The organism is Streptomyces sp. NPDC088197, from assembly GCF_044741185.1.
Lineage (GTDB): Bacteria > Actinomycetota > Actinomycetes > Streptomycetales > Streptomycetaceae > Actinacidiphila.
Window position 1 is genome coordinate 771,542 of sequence record NZ_JBIUSD010000002.1, and the last position, 17,705, is coordinate 789,246.

14 protein-coding genes are annotated in these 17,705 nt (G+C 71.7%); 11 read left to right on the forward strand and 3 right to left on the reverse strand.

Features of this window, described 5'->3' with window-relative positions; translation table 11 throughout:
• Positions 1-16 precede the first annotated feature (16 nt).
• The 11 genes from ACIOC1_RS08065 (at position 17) to ACIOC1_RS08115 (ending at position 13,070) form a co-directional block, all read left to right on the forward strand.
• Entirely contained in the window at positions 17-508 is a 492-nt protein-coding gene (locus tag ACIOC1_RS08065) for a DoxX family protein (protein WP_355347938.1), read from the forward strand.
• 133 nt (positions 509-641) lie between these two features.
• Positions 642-2,027 carry a class II fumarate hydratase gene (locus ACIOC1_RS08070; RefSeq protein ID WP_401721751.1) on the forward strand — a complete coding sequence of 462 codons (1,386 nt, stop codon included), beginning with the start codon at positions 642-644 and terminating at the stop codon, positions 2,025-2,027.
• A 23-nt stretch (positions 2,028-2,050) separates the two neighbouring features.
• Entirely contained in the window at positions 2,051-2,725 is a 675-nt protein-coding gene (locus tag ACIOC1_RS08075) for a DUF402 domain-containing protein (RefSeq protein WP_355347933.1), read from the forward strand.
• A 284-nt stretch (positions 2,726-3,009) separates the two neighbouring features.
• Positions 3,010-3,684: a class I SAM-dependent methyltransferase gene (locus ACIOC1_RS08080; RefSeq protein WP_355348005.1), complete on the forward strand. Its 675-nt coding sequence runs from the start codon at positions 3,010-3,012 to the stop codon at positions 3,682-3,684.
• A gap of 56 nt (positions 3,685-3,740) precedes the next feature.
• Positions 3,741-6,035 (forward strand): SpoIIE family protein phosphatase, encoded by a 2,295-nt coding sequence (locus tag ACIOC1_RS08085; RefSeq protein ID WP_401721745.1) that lies wholly within the window; start codon positions 3,741-3,743, stop codon positions 6,033-6,035.
• Positions 6,036-6,495: 460 nt separating this feature from the next.
• A complete protein-coding gene (locus ACIOC1_RS08090) occupies positions 6,496-7,944 on the forward strand; it encodes a catalase (RefSeq protein WP_401852647.1) in 1,449 nt (482 codons plus the stop codon).
• Between the two features lie 179 nt (positions 7,945-8,123).
• Entirely contained in the window at positions 8,124-9,068 is a 945-nt protein-coding gene (locus tag ACIOC1_RS08095; protein ID WP_355347925.1) for an SPFH domain-containing protein, read from the forward strand.
• The gene (locus ACIOC1_RS08100) at positions 9,065-9,331 is read left to right on the forward strand and encodes a hypothetical protein (RefSeq protein WP_355347922.1); all 267 of its coding nucleotides are present in this window, start codon (positions 9,065-9,067) and stop codon (positions 9,329-9,331) included. The genes ACIOC1_RS08095 and ACIOC1_RS08100 overlap by 4 nt, the downstream gene beginning before the upstream one ends.
• 105 nt (positions 9,332-9,436) lie before the next feature.
• Positions 9,437-9,961, forward strand: coding sequence for a PadR family transcriptional regulator (locus ACIOC1_RS08105; protein WP_355347919.1), 525 nt, complete (start codon positions 9,437-9,439; stop codon positions 9,959-9,961).
• On the forward strand, positions 9,958-10,659 hold the full coding sequence (locus tag ACIOC1_RS08110) for an ATP-binding cassette domain-containing protein (RefSeq protein WP_391049189.1): 702 nt from the start codon (positions 9,958-9,960) through the stop codon (positions 10,657-10,659). Before ACIOC1_RS08105 ends, ACIOC1_RS08110 begins: the two co-directional genes overlap by 4 nt.
• Positions 10,656-13,070 (forward strand): FtsX-like permease family protein, encoded by a 2,415-nt coding sequence (locus ACIOC1_RS08115; protein WP_401852651.1) that lies wholly within the window; start codon positions 10,656-10,658, stop codon positions 13,068-13,070. The genes ACIOC1_RS08110 and ACIOC1_RS08115 overlap by 4 nt, the downstream gene beginning before the upstream one ends.
• A gap of 94 nt (positions 13,071-13,164) precedes the next feature.
• Here ACIOC1_RS08115 and ACIOC1_RS08120 read toward each other — a convergent pair whose 3' ends face one another.
• From ACIOC1_RS08120 to ACIOC1_RS08130, 3 genes are all read right to left on the reverse strand, one after another.
• Positions 13,165-14,817, reverse strand: coding sequence for an AI-2E family transporter (locus ACIOC1_RS08120; protein WP_401852653.1), 1,653 nt, complete (start codon positions 14,815-14,817; stop codon positions 13,165-13,167).
• Between the two features lie 192 nt (positions 14,818-15,009).
• A complete protein-coding gene (locus ACIOC1_RS08125) occupies positions 15,010-15,714 on the reverse strand; it encodes a transglycosylase SLT domain-containing protein (RefSeq protein ID WP_355347907.1) in 705 nt (234 codons plus the stop codon).
• Positions 15,715-16,152: 438 nt separating this feature from the next.
• On the reverse strand, positions 16,153-17,472 hold the full coding sequence (locus ACIOC1_RS08130) for a PhoH family protein (protein WP_355347904.1): 1,320 nt from the start codon (positions 17,470-17,472) through the stop codon (positions 16,153-16,155).
• Between the last annotated feature and the right edge of the window lie 233 nt (positions 17,473-17,705).

A 17,705-nucleotide genomic window follows, 5' to 3' on the forward strand; every position in this document is an offset into this window, starting at 1 on the left:
GAGAGGAGGTGCGCTCATGTCGGACACCGTTACCGGTACGGGTTCGGACTCCCGCATCGACCGGGCCCAGCCGTACGCGCTCAGCCTGTTCCGTATCGTCGTCGGGCTCCTGTTCACCTGCCACGGTGTGGCGTCGCTCTTCGGCGTGCTCGGCACGGCCGAGCTGTCGGCGGGCCGGTGGCCGGGGTGGTACGCGGCGCTGATCCAGCTCGTCGGCGGTGTGCTGGTGCTGTTCGGGCTGGCGACCAGGCCGGCCGCGCTGATCGGCTCGGGGTCGATGGCGTTCGCGTACTTCGACGTCCATCAGCACCGGGGGCTGCTGCCGATCGAGAACGGCGGTGAGGCGGCGGTCTTCTTCTGCTGGACGCTGCTGCTGATCGTCTTCTCGGGGCCGGGCGCCCTGGCGCTGGACCGGCTGCTCGCGGACCGCAGGTCGGCCGCGCGGGCGGCGCTCGACGCGCAGGAGGCGCAGGACGGGGGGAACGGCCGGCTGGCCATGCCCGCCTGAGGCTCCGCGCGGATCTCACGCGGCCTCGCCCGGCTTCACGCGGGCTCGCCCGGCTGCGCGCGGATTCGGCCGATCTCACCACGGGGAGACAGTGCCCGGGAACACCCAGGTGTTCCCGGGCACTGTTATAGGCATGAGCGAATACCGGATCGAGCACGACTCGATGGGCGAGGTACGGGTGCCCGCCGAGGCGAAGTGGCGGGCGCAGACGCAGCGCGCGGTGGAGAACTTCCCGATCTCGGGGCAGCGGATCGAGCGGGCGCACATCGCTGCGCTTGCCCGGATCAAGGCCGCCGCCGCGAAGGTCAACGCGGAGCTGGGCGTCCTGGACAAGGACACCGCCGAGGCGATCCAGGAGGCCGCCGCCGAGGTCGCCGAGGGCCGCTGGGACGAGCACTTCCCGGTGGACGTCTTCCAGACCGGTTCCGGCACCTCGTCCAACATGAACGCCAACGAGGTGATCGCCACCCTGGCCACCGAGCGCCTGGGCCGCGACGTCCACCCCAACGACCACGTCAACGCCTCGCAGTCGTCCAACGACGTCTTCCCGTCCTCCATCCACATCGCGGCGACGGCGGCGGTGACCGGCGACCTGATTCCGGCGCTCACCCGTCTGGCGGAGTCCCTGGAGGCGAAGGCGGCGGAGTTCGCGACCGTCGTGAAGGCGGGCCGCACGCACCTGATGGACGCCACGCCGGTCACGCTGGGCCAGGAGTTCGGCGGCTACGCGGCGCAGGTGCGGTACGGGATCGAGCGGCTGCGGTCCTCGCTGCCGCGGCTGGCGGAGCTGCCGCTGGGCGGCACGGCGGTGGGCACCGGCATCAACACCCCGGCGGGCTTCCCGGCCGCGGTGATCGCGGAGGTGGCGCGCGCGACCGGGCTGCCATTGACCGAGGCCCGCGACCACTTCGAGGCGCAGGGCGCCAGGGACGGCATCGTGGAGACCTCGGGGCAGCTGCGGACGATCGCGGTCGGCCTCACCAAGATCGCCAACGACCTGCGGTGGATGTCCTCGGGGCCGCGTACCGGGCTGTCCGAGATCGCGCTGCCCGACCTTCAGCCCGGCTCGTCGATCATGCCGGGCAAGGTCAATCCGGTCGTCCCGGAGGCGGTGCTGATGGTGGCGGCGCAGGTGACGGGCAATGACACGGCCATCTCGGTGGCGGGCGCGGCGGGCAACTTCGAGCTGAACGTGATGCTGCCGGTGATCGCCCGCAACGTCCTGGAGTCGGTCCGGCTGCTCGCCAACGTCACGCGGCTGCTGGCGGACCGCACGGTGGACGGGATCACGGCGAATGTCGAGCGGGCCCGCGAGTACGCCGAGTCCTCGCCTTCGGTCGTCACTCCGCTGAACCGTTACATCGGGTACGAGGAGGCCGCGAAGGTCGCGAAGAAGGCGCTGGCGCAGCGGAAGACGATCCGCGAGGTGGTGATCGAGTCCGGTTACGTCGAACGCGGCCTGCTGTCCGAAACGCAGCTCGACGAGGCGCTGGACGTTCTGCGTATGACGCATCCGTAACAGTGCTTCCGTAAACTCTGTTCATGACAGCCGAAGCCGATCTCTCGACCCGCGCCGGGGAGCGCCACTTCTGGACGCCCGGCGCGCAGGTGCTGTGGCGTTACCGGGGGAACGGCACGGACGCGGTGCACATCTGCCGTCCGGTGACCGTGGTGCGCGACGACGCGGAGCTGCTCGCGGTGTGGATGGCGCCCGGTACGGCGTGCGTGAAGCCGGTGCTGGCGGACGGGACCCCGGTGCACCGGGAGCCGCTGGCGAGCCGGTACGTGAAGCCGCGGGTGGCGCGGGTCGAGCCGTGGTGGGGCGCCGGGGTGCTGAAGCTGGCGCGGCCGGGCGAGCCGTGGTCGGTGTGGCTGTTCTGGGAGCCCGGGTGGCGGTTCAAATGCTGGTATGTGAACCTTGAGGAACCTCGTCGGCGCTGGTCGGGAGGGGTGGACTCGGAGGATCACTTCCTCGACATCTCGGTCCACCCGGACCGCTCCTGGCGCTGGCTGGACGAGGACGAGTTCGCGCAGGCGCAGGCGGACGGGCTGATGCCGGCGGAGCTGGCGGCGCGTGTGCGGCGGGCCGGTGAGCGCGCGGCGGGGGTGGTCAGGGCCTGGGGTCCGCCGTTCCGTGACGGCTGGGAGGACTGGCGGCCCGACCCGGCGTGGCCGGTGCCCGCGCTGCCGCCGGACTGGGACCGGCCGCCGTCGTAGAAGCGGCGGGCCGGGCCGGGGGTACGGCCGCGGTGCGTACGGTAGGGGGCGTAAGCGGGCGTAAGCCGTGGGGGGCGGGAGTGAACCTCCGAGCCCCTTGTTGCGTCCCTGACCCCCAACCGTAGGATCGTGCTCCGGAACACTGCGCAATTGCCGATCGCGGCCTAGAGTTTGACGCTACGTCACAGCGACGCGAACACAGCCATTCGTACAGCCATTCAGCAGCAGCCATCCAGCAGCAGTCAGGGAGGCCCGGAACGGTGGGAACCGGCGGCTACGAGCACATGGGGATCCCCCCTGCCGACGATCACGAGGATCAGGGCAGGGACCGTACCGGCCAGGCCGAGGCGTTCGACGCGATCGGCGACCGGTACGACGAAGCGTTCCCGCACAAGGACGGGCAGGTCAGGGCCGGTGAATGGCTCGTCGAGACCCTGCCCGCCGGTGCCCGTGTGCTGGACCTCGGCTGCGGTACGGGACTGCCGACCGCGCGCCAGTTCACCGACGCGGGGCTGCGGGTGACGGGCGTGGACCTGTCGGCCGGAATGCTCGCGCAGGCACGGGTGAACGTGCCCGCGGCCGACTTCGTCCAGGCCGACTTCGCCGACCTCACCGAGGGCGGGCCGCTGGCGCCGGGAAGTTTCGCGGCGGTCGCCGCGTTCTTCTCGCTGCTCATGCTGCCCAAGGACGAGATCCCCGGCACCTTGCGGGCGCTCCACGGCCTGTTGGAGCCCGGCGGCCTGCTCGCCGTGTCGATGGTGGAAGCCGATCTGGACAATGTGCCGATTCCGTTCCTCGGTCACACCATCCGGGTATCCGGTTATCTAAGGGATGAACTGCGCCATGTCGTGGTGGACGCGGGCTTCGAGGTGATCAAGGAGGATTCGTACGCCTACGCACCGGCGAGCACCGACGTGCCGCCGGAGGAGCAGATCTTCCTCTCCTGCCGACGCGCCTGACCAGGCCCGACCCGCCGCGGCCAGCGCGTGGCGCACAGACGGATGGAACGACTCGCGTGACCACGGACCCGCCCCGTACGCCCAGGAACCACGCCGCGACCCCACCGGACCCGCGTGGCGGCTTCGCCGTACCCGAGACGCCTTCGGGGCCGAGTACCGCTGCGGGCCTCGGCTCGGCCACGGGCCACCACGAGCTGCCCCGCGCCGCCCGCGACTTCGAGTCGGCGCGCGGCCTGGCCTCGGCGGCCTCCGCCACACCCCCGCGCCCCGGTGGGGCCCGCCCGCACGACGAGAACGAGCCGGAGGGCAGGCCGGCCGAGCGCCCCGGCGCCGACCACCCGGCGGCCGAGCGCCCCGCCACCGACCGCCCCGGCGCGGACCGGCCCTCGGCCATACCCGGCGGATCCGCCCCCGAGACCCCGCGCGGACCCTCGCGCGCCGTGGAGCCGCACCTGCCGCCGCTGCCGCCCATCCCGACGCACGGCTCCGGCTGGACGGCGCCGCCGGAGGGCGAGTCGCTGGCGTCGTTCGTCAGCACTCCGCCGCGCGGCACACCGCTGGAAGCGGCGGGACACCCCGGCGACGAGGATTCTGTGGGGATGCGCATCCCGATGCCCGTGCAGACCGGTCCCGAGGCCGACCGGCTGCGATACGTGGGCGCCGCGACCCGGCGGATCGCCCGCGGGCTCGACCTCGACGAGATCCTGCTCGGCCTGTGCCGCTCGGCGGTGCCCGCCTTCGCCGACGCGATCCTGGTCTATCTGCGCGACCCGCTGCCGGTCGGCGACGAGCGGCCGTCCGGGCCGCTGCGGCTGCGGCTGCGGCGCGCCGACGGCGGCCTGGAGGAGCCCGCGGACCCGCTGGCGACCGCGACCGCCCCGGTCGGCGCGGCGCCGCTGCTGCCCGCCCTGGAGTCGTCGTACGGCGGCGCCGCCGAGTCCATCGCGGTGCTGCTCGACGGGCCGCTGGCGGAAGTGCTGCGCGGCGTACGGCCGGTCTTCGCCGACTCCCCGCGCGCCGCCGACGCGCTCGCCGAACTCCTCGGCCGCCCCGACCACAGCGACGCGCCGCTGCCGGGCATGCCGACCGGGCGCCGCGCCCTGCTGGCACCGCTGCGCGGCCGTCGCCGGGTGATCGGCGCCGCGGTGCTCCTGCGGCGCGCGGACCGTACGCCCTTCGAGGCGGACGACCTGCTGGTGGCCGCCCAGCTCGCCACGCACACCGCGCTCGGCGTCGACAAGGCCGTGCTCTACGGCCGCGAGGCGTACATCGCGGACGCCCTCCAGCGCGAGATGCTGCCGGACTCGCTGCCGCAGCCGACCGGCGTCCAGCTCGCCAGCAGATACCTTCCGGCGGCCGAGTCCGCGCGCGTCGGCGGCGACTGGTACGACGCGATCCCGCTGCCCGGCAGCCGGGTGGCGCTCGTCGTCGGCGACGTCATGGGCCACTCCATGACCTCAGCGGCGATCATGGGCCAGCTCCGTACCACCGTCCAGACCCTGGCCGGGCTCGACCTGGCGCCCCAGGAAGTCCTCTACCACCTGGACGAACAGGCCCAGCGGCTCGGCCAGGACCGCATGGCGACCTGCGTCTACGCCGTCTACGACCCGATCGCCCACCGGCTGGTGGTCGCCAACGCGGGCCACCCGCCGCCGGTGCTGCTGCACGCCGACGGTCTCGCCGAGGTGCTGCGCGTGCCGCCCGGCGCGCCGATCGGCGTCGGCGGGGTGCCCTTCGAGGCCGTGGAGCTGCCCGCCCCCGCCGGGGCGACCCTGCTGCTCTACACCGACGGCCTGGTCGAGTCCCGCAGCCGTGACGTGTGGGGCGGCATCGAGCTGCTGCGCGAACGGCTGCACGACGCCGCCAGCGTGGTCTCGCCGCCGCCGCTGGAGCCGCTGTGCGACGAGGTGCTGGAGATCCTCGGCCCCGGCGACCGCGACGACGACATCGCCCTGCTCGCCGCGCGCTTCGACGGCATCTCGCCCAGCGACGTCGCCTACTGGTTCCTGGAGCCGCACCCCCAGACGCCCGGCCGCGCCCGCCGCCTGATCCGCCAGGCCCTGCGCCGCTGGGACCTCGAGGACCAGTCCGACGCCGCCGAACTCCTGGTCAGCGAGATCGTCACCAACGCCGTGCGCTACGCCGAGCGCCCCATCACCCTGCGCCTCCTGCGCACCGACGTCCTGCGCTGCGAAGTCGGTGACGACGCGCCTCTTCTGCCGCGCATGCGCCACGCCGCCCCGGAGGAGGAAGGTGGCCGCGGCCTCTACCTCGTCAACCGCATGGCCCAACGCTGGGGCGCCACCCGCTTGGGCGCGGGCAAGGTGGTGTGGTTCGAGCTCCCGATCTAGGGCCGTACGGGGGTACGGGGGTGGGGGTGCCGTCTTGGGTGGGGTTGCCGTGGGGGGTGAACGCCCGCGGCACCCTCTTGCGTCGGCTCAGCGTGGCGGCGGACCGTGCGTGGGAGCCGTCTTTCCCATGCTCACCGTCCTTCCCCTTTTTTTGCCGCCCTCTCGCCTCCGGCGGCTTAGATCCGGTGTCGACGGTCCTCTTCGACGGTCGCTCGTTCCTCGCTCCCTGCTCATCGTCGCTTTCGACACCGGCGCCGCCTTCGGCTCGCTGGCTACCGGCGAACCCACCTGCGCAGCGGTGCCGTAGGGGCGCAGCCCCTCGCGCGAACGCAGCCCGGTGACTCGGCCACCAGCGTGACCAAGGGTCACCGCATGGTGGCTCAGCGTGCCGACAGGCATATTCGGTGGGAAGGTGGGGAGCAGCGAGGTCATACGACTCCCGAGCGTGAGGACACTCTCGATGAGCACCCCGTACACCACCAACAACGCCGGTATCCCGGTCGAGAGCGACGAGCACTCGCTGACCGTGGGGGCCGACGGGCCGATCCTGCTGCAGGATCACTACCTGATCGAGAAGATGGCCCAGTTCAACCGGGAGCGGGTCCCCGAGCGGGTGGTGCACGCCAAGGGCAGCGGGGCGTACGGCCGGTTCGAAGTGACCAACGACGTCAGCCAGTTCACCCGCGCCGACCTGTTCCAGCCGGGCAAGCGCACGCAGATGCTGGCGCGGTTCTCGACGGTCGCGGGTGAGCAGGGCAGCCCGGACACGTGGCGGGACCCGCGCGGCTTCGCGCTGAAGTTCTACACCGAGCACGGCAATTACGACCTGGTCGGCAACAACACCCCGGTGTTCTTCGTGCGCGACACGATCAAGTTCCAGGACTTCATCAGGTCGCAGAAGCGCCGCCCGGACAACGGGCTGCGCGACAACGACATGCAGTGGGACTTCTGGACGCTCTCGCCGGAGTCCGCGCACCAGGTGACGTGGCTGATGGGCGACCGCGGCATCCCCAAGTCGTACCGGCACATGAACGGCTACGGCTCGCACACGTACATGTGGGTCAACGGCGGCGGCACGAAGTTCTGGGTGAAGTACCACTTCAAGACCGACCAGGGCATCGACTTCCTCACCCAGGCGGACGCCGACACCCTCGCGGGCCAGAACGCCGACTACCACCGGCAGGACCTGTGGGAGGCCATCGACCGCGGCGACCACCCGTCGTGGACGCTGTATGTGCAGGTCATGCCGTTCGAGGACGCGGCGGACTACCGCTTCAACCCGTTCGACCTGACGAAGGTGTGGCCGCACGGCGACTACCCGCTGATCGAGGTCGGCCGGATGACGCTGGACCACAACCCCGAGGACTACTTCGTCCACATCGAGCAGGCGGCGTTCGAGCCCTCGAACATGGTGCCGGGCATCGGCCCGTCCCCGGACAAGATGCTGCTCGGCCGCCTGTTCTCGTACCCGGACACGCACCGGTACCGGATCGGCCCCAACTACGCCCAGCTCCCGCCGAACCGCCCGCACTCGCCGGTCAACTCCTATGCCAAGGACGGCCCGATGCGGTACGAGCCGTCGAACGCGGGGGCGCCGTACGCGCCCAACTCGTACGGCGGACCGGCCGCTTCGCCGCAGGCGTACGGCGAGGTCACCGGCTGGCGGGCGGCGGGCGAGATGGTGCGCGAGGCGTACGCGCTGCACGCGGAGGACGACGACTTCGGGCAGGCGGGCACGATGGTGCGCGAGGTGCTGGACGACGCGGCGCGCGCCCGGCTGGTGTCGAACGTGGCGGGCCACCTCAGCGACGGGGTGAGCACGCCGGTGCTGGAGCGGGCGCTGACGTACTGGCGCAATGTCGACCAGTCGCTGGGCGACCGGATCGCCGGTGAGGTCAAGACCGGCTGACGCCCACCGAAGCGCAGCCCCGAGGCACGTGATCATGTCCCGTGCCCCGGGGCTGCATCGTGTCCGGGGGCGGGTCAGGTGCGGGTCCGGTGCGGGTTCGAGGCTTTGCCAAGGTTTGGGTTTCCCGAAAATGTGATATCTCTTTGATAGACACTTTTTCGGAGGAACGGGGACCCGCCATGTCGGACCAGAAACCACAGCTCGCCGTCGACGCACCGGACATGCCCGCGCCGCGGGTGCAGGAGCGACGGGCGGTGGGCATGCCCGGTCTGCCCTTTCTGCTGCTCGCGCTGGTGGTGGTGGCCGGTGGTGTGGCGCTGATCGTCGCGGGCGCGGTGCACGCCAAGGACCACCCCGGCGCCCTCGCGACCACGCTGATCGTCGCGGGCGCGGTGGTCGTCCTCTGCGCGTTCATCACCCTGTTCGGCCTCACCCAGGTCGCGCCGGGCTCGGCGCGGGTGTGCCAGCTCTTCGGGCGCTACCAGGGCACCATCCGGCAGGACGGCCTGCGCTGGGTGAACCCCTTCACCAGCCGCCGCAAGATCTCCACCCGGCTGCGCAACCACGAGACCTCGACGCTGAAGGTCAACGACGCGTACGGCAACCCGATCGAACTGGCCGCGGTCGTGGTCTGGCAGGTCAGGGACACCGCGCAGGCGACCTTCGAGGTCGACAACTACGTCCAGTTCGTGAGCATCCAGACCGACACCGCCGTCCGGCACATCGCGACCAACTACCCGTACGACGCCCACGACGGCCAGTCGATCTCGCTGCGCGGCAACTCCGAGGACATCACCGAGCGGCTGTCCGCCGAGATCGCCGCCCGCGTCGAGTCGGCCGGTGTGAAGATCATCGAATCCCGCTTCACACACCTCGCCTACGCGCCCGAGATCGCCTCCGCGATGCTTCAGCGGCAGCAGGCCGGGGCCATCGTGGCCGCCCGGCAGACGATCGTGGACGGCGCGGTCGGCATGGTCGAGTCGGCGCTGTCCCGGATCGCCGAGCAGGGGATCGTCGAACTGGACGAGGAGCGCAAGGCGTCCATGGTCAGCAATCTGCTGGTCGTGCTCTGCGGTGACCGCGCCGCGCAGCCGGTCCTGAACACGGGCACCCTCTACCAGTGACCTCCTCCGCGCCCGACGACGGGCCCGACGGGGCGGGCGGCGGGGAGACCGCCGCCCGCCCCGTACGCAAGCAGGTGCTGCTGCGGCTCGACCCCGCCGTTCACGACGCCCTCGCGTCCTGGGCGGCGGCGGAGCTGCGCAGCACCAACGCGCAGATCGAGTTCCTGCTGCGCCGCGCCCTCGCCGAGGCGGGCCGCCTGCCCAGCGCGACCCGCCCCCTCCCCCGCCGCGGCCGGCCCCCGAAGCCGTCGGCCGGTACGTAGGCCCCGCCCGCCACCGGCCCCCTCCCGACACCACCGCACGGCGGCGGAAGGCAGCGCTCCGATGCGTATACATGGTGTGTATACCCGTGGTGTACAGTGCTCCGCATGTCAATTGGGCACACCCTGCTCGGACTCCTGGAGTCCGGCCCGCGCCACGGCTACGACCTCAAGCGCGCATTCGATGAACGGTTCGGACACGACCGCCCGCTGGCCTATGGGCAGGTCTACTCGACGATGGCCAGGCTGCTGAAGAACGGCCTGGTCGAGGTGGACGGCATAGAGCCGGGCGGCGGCCCCGAGCGCAAGCGGTACGCGATCACCGAAGCGGGGATCACGGACGTCGAGACGTGGCTGACGCAGCCGGAGAAGCCGGAGCCGTACCTCCAGACCACGCTGTACACGAAGGTCGTGCTGGCGCTGCTGACCGGCCGCCCGGCCGCCGACCTGCTCGACACCCAGCGCGCCGAGCACCTGCGGCTGATGCGCGACCTCACCCGCCGCAAGTCGGCGGGCGACCTGGCGGACCAGCTCATCTGCGACCACGCCCTGTTCCATCTGGAGGCGGATCTGCGGTGGCTGGAGCTGACCGCCGCCCGTCTCGACCAGCTCGCCGCGGAGGTGGCCAAATGAACGCGTCGACCGAGCCCCGACCCGAGCCGCTGCTGGTGGCCGCGGGACTGCGCAAGGCGTACGGCCCGACCCCGGCGCTGGACGGCGCCGACTTCAGCATCAGGCCCGGCGAGGTCGTCGCGGTCATGGGCCCCTCGGGGTCGGGCAAGTCGACCCTGCTGCACTGCCTGGCCGGCATCGTGAAGGCCGACTCCGGCCAGGTGCGCTACCGGGGACGCGACCTGTCGGCCATGTCGGACGGTGAGCGCAGCGCGCTGCGCCGCGCCGACTTCGGCTTCGTCTTCCAGTTCGGCCAGCTCGTACCCGAGCTGACCTGCCTGGAGAACGTGGCGATGCCGATGCGGCTCGGCGGCGCCAAGCGCAGGCCGGCCGAGCAGCAGGCGGCGCAGTGGCTGGAGCGCCTGGAGGTCGCCGACATCGCCGACAAGCGGCCCGGCGAGGTCTCCGGCGGCCAGGGCCAGCGCGTCGCGGTGGCGCGCGCGCTGGTCGGCGGCCCGCGGGTCGTCTTCGCCGACGAGCCGACCGGCGCGCTGGACTCGCTCAACGGCGAGCGGGTGATGCGGCTGCTGACCGACGCCGCGCACGACACCCGCGCCGCCGTCGTCCTGGTCACCCACGAAGCGCGGGTGGCCGCCTACTCCGACCGGGAGATCGTCGTGCGGGACGGGAAGTCGCGCGACATGGAGCGGGTGTCATGAACAGCCGCGAACCTCACGGCACCGGGGCACCGGACCAGCCGGCCGGCGTGCGGACCTGGGCGCGCGACCTCGCGCTCGGCGCGCGTTTCGCGGCGGGCGGCGGACGCGAGGGCTGGACCCGTACGGTGCTGACCGCCGTCGGCGTCGGGCTCGGCGTGGCGCTGCTGCTGCTCGCCGCCGCCGTACCGGCCATGCTGGACACGCGGGAGCAGAAGCGGGTGGCCCGCGACACCTCCTCCGCCACGTTCATCGCCAAGCCGTCCGACCGCTCGCTCCTGGTGGCCGACGTCAGGACCGTCTACCGGGACTCGCAGATCGGCGGCTCGCTGCTCCAGGCCGAGGGGGCCAAGGCGCCCTCGCCGCCCGGCGTCGCCCATCTGCCGGGCGCCGGGGAGATGGTGGTCTCCCCCGCGCTGCGCAAGCTGCTGGACTCCACGCCGCTGCTGCGCGAGCGCATCCCGTACAAGATCACCGGCACCGTCGGGGAAGCCGGGCTGATGGGCCCGAGCGAGCTGCTGTACTACGCGGGCAGCGATCAGCTCACCGCCCGTGACGAGAACTACGGGCACGGCAACGCCACGCGGGTCACCTCGTACGGCTACCACGCCCCGTCCGAGGCGATGAGCCCGGTGCTGACGCTGCTGCTGGTCGTCATGCTGGTGGTGCTGCTGCTGCCGGTCGCGGTCTTCGTCGGCGCGGCGGTACGGCTGGGCGGCGAGCGGCGGGACCGGCGGCTGGCGGCGATGCGGCTGGTCGGCGCGGACATCCGGATGACCCGCAGAATCGCCGCGGGGGAAGCCCTGTTGGGGTCGCTGTTCGGGCTGGTGCTGGGCGCGGTGTTCTTCTTCACCGGTCGGCAGCTGGCCTCGCACTTCACGATCCACGACATCAGCGCCTTCCCCGCCGACATGACGCCGAACGCGGCGCTCACCACGCTGATCGTGCTGGCGGTCCCGGTGGCGGCCGTCGCCGTGACCCTGGTCAGCCTGCGCGGCACGGCGATCGAACCGCTCGGCGTGGTCCGCCAGGGGCTCGGCCGGCGCCGCACCCTGTGGTGGCGGCTGCTGGTGCCGCTGGTCGGAATCGGCCTGCTGGTCCCGCTGTTCGGTTCGGTCAACGGCAGCGACGCGCATGTGAACGAGTACCAGACCGCGGCGGGCGCGGTGCTGCTGCTGTTCGGTGTCACCACGGTGCTGCCGTGGGTCGTGGAGGCCGTCGTCGGACGGCTGCGCGGCGGGCCGGTCGCCTGGCAACTGGCCACCCGCAGGCTCCAGTTGAACAGCAACGGATCGGCGCGGATGGTCAGCGGCGTCACGGTCGCGGTCGCCGGGGCCATCGCGCTCCAGATGCTCTTCGCGGGCGTCAACGACAGCTTCGTGCACTCCACGGGCGCCGACACGTCCCGTATCCAGGCCACCGTCAGCGCGCCGACCGCCGACGCGCGGCAGGCGGTCGACTACACCGCGAAGGTCCGGGCGACGCCCGGCGTGGCGCGGGCGTACGGCTTCATCGACACGCGGGCCACGCAGCCGGACGCCAGCAAGCTCGGCCCCGACGCCGAGACCGCCTACATCCCGCTGCTGGTCGCCGACTGCGACACGCTGCGGCAGATGGCGGACATCGGCTCCTGCGGGGCGGGCAGCGTCTACATCGTGCCCAACAACGAGCAGTGGGGCGCGTCGTCCAACGCGGACCTGGCCAAGTACGCCAAGCCCGGCAAGCGCCTCGACCTCAACACCGGCGCCCTGCCGTACACCGGCGCTCCGCGGCTGTGGACGGTCCCGTCCGACGCCCGTTCGGTCACGGCGCGGACCGACCCGCGCGGTCAGACCAACTGGGGCGTCCTGCTGACCCCCGAGGCCGTCGACCAGTCGAAGCTGGCCGATCCCACGGCCGTCGTCATGGTCAACCTCGACGCGGGCAAGCGGGACGCGGTGGAGTACCTGCGCAACACCGGGGCCGCGCTCGGCCCGACGGTCACCGTCTCGGCCGTGAGCGACAGCACCACGCAGACGCAGTACGGCCAGTTGCGGCGCGGCCTGTTCGTGGGCGCGGCCATCACCATGGCGCTGATCGGCGCCAGCCTGCTGGTCACGATGCTGGAGCAGCTCCGCGACCGCAAGAAGCTGCTCGCCGTCCTGGTCGCCTTCGGCACCCGGCGCACCGCCCTGGCCTGGTCGGTGCTGTGGCAGACGGCCATTCCGATGGCGCTCGGCCTGGTCCTCGCCTGTGTCGGCGGGCTCGGGCTCGGCGCCGCGCTCCTGGCGATGGTCGGCCGTACGTTCCACGTCGACTGGGCGATCGTCGCCCAGATGTCGGCGATCGGCGCGTCCGTCGTCCTGGCCGTCACCCTCCTCAGCCTGCCGCCGCTGTGGCGGCTGATGCGGCCGGACGGTCTGCGGACCGAATAGGCCGAAGGGCGAAGGGCGAACGACGCGACCGCCCCCGCGTCCGGAGGGGGGACGCGGGGGCGGTCGGAGGCGGGGGGCGGTCGCGGGGGCGCTGTTAGGCGGACGCGCCCTCGTGAGTGTGGTCGTCCTCGTGGGAGGGGTCCCGGTCGTCCGGGCCGGGACCGTTCGGGCCGGGGCCCTCAGGACCGGAACCCTCGGGACCGGAGCCCTCGGGACCGGAGCCCTCGGGGCCGGAGCCCCCGGGACCGGAGCCCCCGGGGCCGGGGCCGTCCGGTGTCGGGCCGCCCGAGGCCGGGGCCTCCGGGTCCGCCGGGGGCTGACGGGTGGTGACCGGGGCGATCTCGTAGGCCGTCGCGCCGTGCGGACCGGCTGCGGCCGCCGCCCGCTCCTTGGTGTGGGCCCTGAGGTAGCCGACCACCGTGTTGCCGACCGCGACCAGCGGCACGGCGACGACGGCGCCGCCGATGCCCGCGATCATCGAACCGGCGGCGACGGACAGGACGACGGCCAGCGGGTGGACGCGGACGGCGCGGCCGAGGATGAAGGGCTGGAGGATGTGCCCCTCGATCTGCTGGACGGCGAGCACGACGACCAGCACCATCAGCGCGGTGAACGGCCCCTGGGTGACCAGGGCCACGACGACCGCGATGAAGCCGGAGGCGACGGCGCCGACCAGCGGCACGAAGGACGACAGGAAGATGACCACGGCCAGCGGCACGGCCATCGGCACGCCGAGGAAGAAGATGCCGACGCCGATGAAGATGGCGTCGATGAGGGCGACTATCACCGTGCCGCGCACGTACAGGGTGAGGGTGCGCCAGGCGCGCGGACCGGCGCCGGCCAGCCCGTCCCTGGCCGCGTCGGGGAACAGCTTGAGGAACCAGTTCCAGATGTTCGGCCCGTCGTAGAGCAGGAACAGCGTGCTGAACATCGCCAGCAGTATGCCGGTGAGCAGTTCGACGATGACGGTGACGCCCTGGAGCCCGGCGTCGGTCAGCGCCTTGGTGTTGGAGCCGATCGCTTCCTGGAGGTTCTTGGCGACCTGGTTGATCTGGTCGTCGGTGACGTGGAAGGGGCTGTTGAGCAGCCACTTCTTCACCTCGTTGACGCCGTCCTGGAGGCTGGTCGACAGATTGCTGATGTTGTCCATCACCTGCCAGACCACGAACCAGCCGACCAGGCCCATGATGACGAAGCCGCCGACGAAGACCATGGCCGTCGCCACCCCGCGCGGCACACCGCGCCGCTTGAGGCGGGCGACGAACGGCTGGAGCAGCGCGGTGATCAGCAGGCCGGCGGTGAAGGCCAGCACCACGAGCTGTACGGCGCCGATCACCCGCATCAGCACCCAGACGGTGCCCGCGAGCACCAGCAGCCGCCAGCCGACCTCGGCGCCGACGCGCATGCTCCACGGCACGGCCGACACCGGATCGGGCTGCGGCGCGCGCGGCGCGGGCACGACGACGACGGGCGGGGGCGCGACGGCCCCGCCTCCCGCACCGGCGGCCTTCGCCGTACGCTTTCCGCCGCCCGGTTCGGAGGCCGCGTCGGGCGTGTCGGCCTCCCGGTCCGCACCGGCGGAGGGGTCGGTGGCGGGAGCGGCGTCCGAGGAGTCGCGGCGCGGGTCCTCGATCGCGGCGCCGACGCCGCGGCTCGCGTTCACCGCCGCCTGGCGTTCGTCGATCCGTCCGGCGATATTGGCCAGCCCGGAGGCCAGTACGGCGCTCCAGTGGCGCTTGTCCGGCATTGCTCTCCCCTGACCCCGTCGACCATCTGTGGAACTGCTGAGAATGACGATGTTATTCGCGAGGAGGGTTGCCTCCCACATCCTCCCCGCGCCTACCCCGTTCCGGGACACGCACAAGCCCCCGGCCCTGAGGGCTCGGGGGCTTGCGGAGAGATACCGCGCACTGCCGCCTGACGGCTGGGCGCCGTCGGCTCAGTAGTAGTTGTGACTCTGCCAGAACGACCATGCGCCGCAGGGGCTGCCGTACCGGCTGTTCATGTAGTTGAGGCCCCACTTTATCTGCGTGGCCGGATTGGTCCGCCAGTCCGAGGCGACCGAGGCCATCTTCGAACCGGGGTTGGACTGAACCAGGCCGTACGCCCCGGAGGAGGGGTTGGTCGCCGTGTAGTTCCAGCCGCTCTCGCGGGAGACGATGTTGGAGAAGCACGCGAACTGGTCGCCGCCGACGATGGTCTGCGCCATCGCCTTGACCTGCGCCACCGTGTACGAGGCCGTGACGGGGAACGTGGCACGTGAGTCGCCACCGCCCCGGCTGGCGGCCTCTTCGAGCTTGCGCTGCTTCTCCTTGGCAGCCGCCTCGTCCGCCGCCTTCTTCTTGGCGGCGGCGTCCTTGGCCGCCTGGACGCGGGCGGTCTGCTCAGCGGACTGCCGGGCCGTGGCATCGGCGGCGTCCGACTGCGCCTGCACCTGCTCGGTCAGCGAAGCCTGCTGAATCTGCTGCCCAGCGGGAATGTCCGCAAGGAGGGTCGTCGTGCCGGCTGCTTCGACAGGCTCGGAAGAGCCCTGGTCGGCGCCCGACGCGACGCCTACGACGGCGCCCACAGTGGTGACCGCAGTGGCCGAAGCCACCGCGAGTCCCCGGACCGAGATCCGGCTCACACGGTTTCCTTCCAGCATCGCCCGATGGGTGACCTCACGGACGAAATCGTGCCCCTGGCACGGTCCCCTTCCTGCCGGTCCGCCAATACGGGCCGGTCGGTCACGGGGGCACTGGCCCGGTGCGAACTCCCGGAGGAGTCCCGCGTGGTGCTCGGGCGGCTCATGGCGGTCGATGTGGATTTGTGTGGAGCTGCTCTTCCCACGCCCCTGAGGGTGTAGGAGTGCCATAAGCGGGGCCTGACAGCCTCACACCCTGCCGTACGCGGACGCCGCGCGGCAATTTCCGGTTGAGTGGCAAAGCTCACACGCTGCGGAGGAGGGTAAATCCGAGCGGCGGACCCCGTAAAACGCTAGGCTGCTGCGCCCTTCACGCCGGGCGCAGCAGCCTCAACTCACGCTATCACTCAGTAAATCCGGACACTTCAGGCCCCCCGCCATTCGGGGGCCGTGCCCCGGTCAGGCCCCGCCGTCCTCCAGCATCTCGGTGACGAGAGCGGCGATCGGCGACCGCTCGGAGCGGTTGAGGGTGATGTGGGCGAACAGCGGATGGCCCTTCAGCTTCTCCACCACCGCCACGACACCGTCGTAACGGCCCACCCGGAGGTTGTCGCGCTGCGCCACGTCGTGGGTGAGGACCACCCGCGATCCGGCGCCGATCCGCGACAGGACGGTCAGCAGGACGTTCCGCTCCAGCGACTGGGCCTCGTCGACGATCACGAAGGCGTCGTGCAGCGAACGGCCCCTGATGTGGGTCAGCGGCAGCACTTCCAGCATGCCGCGCGCCACGACCTCCTCGATGACCTCCTTGGACGTCACGGCCGACAGCGTGTCGAAGACGGCCTGAGCCCAGGGGCTCATCTTCTCCGCCTCGCTGCCGGGCAGGTAGCCCAGCTCCTGGCCGCCGACCGCGTACAGCGGCCGGAAGACCATCACCTTGCGGTGCTGACGGCGCTCCAGGACGGCTTCGAGGCCCGCGCACAGGGCCAGCGCGGACTTGCCGGTACCCGCGCGCCCGCCCATCGACACGATGCCGACGTCGGGGTCGAGCAGCAGATCGAGCGCGATCCGCTGTTCCGCGCTGCGGCCGTGGATGCCGAACGCCTCGCGGTCGCCGCGCACCAGCCGCACCCGGCCGTCCTCGGTGACCCGGCCCAGCGCCTTGCCGCGCTCGGACTGGAGCACCAGGCCGGTGTGCACCGGCAGCTCGGCCGCTTCGGGCAGCGCGATGGACTCCTCCGCGAAGAGGGTGTCCACCTCGTCCGCCCCGACCAGCAGTTCCTCCATTCCCGTCCAGCCCGAGGTGATCGCCAGCTCGGCCCGGTACTCCTCGGCCAGCAGGCCGACGGAGGACGCCTTCACCCGCAGCGGCAGATCCTTGGAGACGACGGTGACGTCGTACCCCTCGGCCTGCAGATTGCGGGCGACCGCCAGAATGCGCGAGTCGTTGTCACCGAGCCGGAATCCGGCGGGGAGCACCCCGGGATCCGAGTGGTTGAGCTCGACACGCAGCGTGCCACCGACGTCACCGATCGGAATCGGTGCGTCCAGACGGCCGTAGCGGATCCGGAACTCATCCAGCAGCCGCAACGCCTGGCGGGCGAAGTAGCCGAGTTCCGGGTGGTGGCGCTTGGCTTCCAACTCCGTCACCACGACGACCGGCAGCACAACCTCGTGCTCGTCGAAGCGGGCGATGGCATTGGGGTCTGCGAGCAGCACGCTGGTGTCGAGTACGTACGTGCGCCGGTCGTTGTCACGGCGATTCTTGCTGGTCACCACGTGTGGACGAACCCCCTCGGGAGAGGTCGAACTGCGGTACCGGCAACCATGGGCCGGATGCCGGTCTCCCAGTGATATGCCCTGGAAAACCGTTGCCCATGCGAATGCATATGACAGTCATCCGACGGTCATCGCCCGGTCACCGACCGCTCACCGGCCATTACGCGGGAGAAACCGGCCTCCGCACGCCGTCGTCGAGCCCTCGCGGCACCGGATTCAGGCCGCCCCCACGC